At 69.1% G+C, this 1702-nt stretch carries 2 protein-coding genes; both read left to right on the forward strand.

Annotation, left to right across the window (positions count from 1 at the left end):
* Positions 1–370: IS607 family transposase (locus C1J00_RS42995; protein WP_107501889.1), on the forward strand; the 370-nt coding region annotated here is incomplete at its 5' end.
* Positions 363–1702: IS200/IS605 family element transposase accessory protein TnpB (locus tag C1J00_RS43000; protein WP_102914189.1), on the forward strand; the 1340-nt coding region annotated here is incomplete at its 3' end. The genes C1J00_RS42995 and C1J00_RS43000, both read left to right, overlap by 8 nt.

A 1702-nucleotide genomic window follows, 5' to 3' on the forward strand; every position in this document is an offset into this window, starting at 1 on the left:
GCGGCAGACCGCTCGCCTGGAGGCATGGGCGGCGAAGGCCGGGCAGAAGGTGGTGCGGATCGAATCCGAGATCGCCTCGGGTATGAACGGCTGCCGCGTGAAGGCGAAGCGGCTGCTGGCCGACCCGGCGGTGACCACGGTCGTGGTCGAGCACAAAGACCGACTCGGCCGGATGAACGTAGAGCTGATCGAGGCCGCCCTGTCCGCGACTGGTCGCCGACTCGTCGTCCTGGACGACGGCGAAGTCGAAGACGACCTGGTCCAAGACATGGTGGAGGTGCTGACATCGTTCTGCGCCCGCCTGTACGGCCGTCGGTCGGCGAAGAACCGGGCGAGGAAGGCTCTCGAAGCGGCGGCCGGCGATGAGTGAGCCGAAGAAGAAGCAGCTGCGCACCATCGACGCGCCGTTCGTCGCGCCCGGGCCGTCCGGGGTGGCGATTCGCGACCGTCTCAAGCACCTCACCGACGTGGACGACAAGGTGTTGCGGCTGGCCGGTGCACACCTCGGACGCCTCGCCTCGCTGGACCTCAAGAACCGCTGCGCTGACGGACTGGCCCACAACAGCGACACGTGGGCCGCCCGGAAGCAGGGTTTGACGGCCGGTTCCTCGTCCCGGTGGGCCGGTTCGATCACGAAGGCCACTCACGATCAGTGGGCGCTGTCCCGCCGCTGTCAGCTCGCCCACATCCAAGCGCTTGAGGCCGGTGTGCGGACGCTGATGCACCGCCTCTCCCAGCCGATCGGCCAGAAGGGCACCAAGCGGGCACCCGGCGGATACCGCAGCCGGGGCGAGTGGTTCAACAAGTCCCGCCGTCTGGCGACCCTGGAACACCGCCTGGACGTGGCCCGCGCCGAGCGTGAGGCCGGTGTCGTGCACGTCGCACGCGGCGGCCGGCGCCTGATCAACAACCGTCACAACCTCCAAGCCGCCCAGCTCACCGCCGAGCAGTGGCGCCAGCGGTGGGAAGCCGAACGGTGGTTCCTCGCCGCCGACGGCGAGTCGGGCAAACGCTTCGGCAACGAAACCATCCGCGTCACCCCGGACGGCGAGGTCGGCATCAGGCTTCCCGCCCCGCTCGACCACCTGGCCAACAGCAAGCACGGCCGGTACGTCCTCGCCGCCCGCGTGCAGTTCCGGCACCGGTCAGCCGAGTGGCGCGACCGGATCGAAGACAACCGGGCCGTGGCCTACCGCATCCACCTGGACGCGGAGCGGGGCCGCTGGTACCTGACAGCGTCATGGACACGGCCCGCTGTCCAGACCGTCCCGCTCCAGACGGCGCGCTCTGAGGGCATGATCGGCGTGGACACCAACGCCGACCACTTCGCCGCCTACCGGCTCGACCGGCACGGCAACCCGGTCGGCGACCCCAAGCGGTTCTTCTACAACCTGTCCGGCAACGCAGACCATCGTGACGCCCAGGTCCGGCACGCCATCAGCCAATTGCTGCGCTGGGCCGACCGGTGCGGCGTCAAAGCCATCGGCCTGGAGAACCTGGACTTCGCCGCCGAGAAGACCCGCGAGAAGCACGGCAGACGCAAGCGCTTCCGGCAGCTCGTCTCCGGCATCCCCACCGGCAAGCTCAAGGCCCGGCTCGTGTCCATGGCGTCCGAACACGGCCTCTCCATCGTTGCCGTGGACCCGGCGTACACGTCGATGTGGGGCGACCAGCACTGGAAGAAGCCCCTCACCTCGAAGAA

It is taken from the genome of Streptomyces cahuitamycinicus, assembly GCF_002891435.1.
Lineage (GTDB): Bacteria > Actinomycetota > Actinomycetes > Streptomycetales > Streptomycetaceae > Streptomyces > Streptomyces cahuitamycinicus.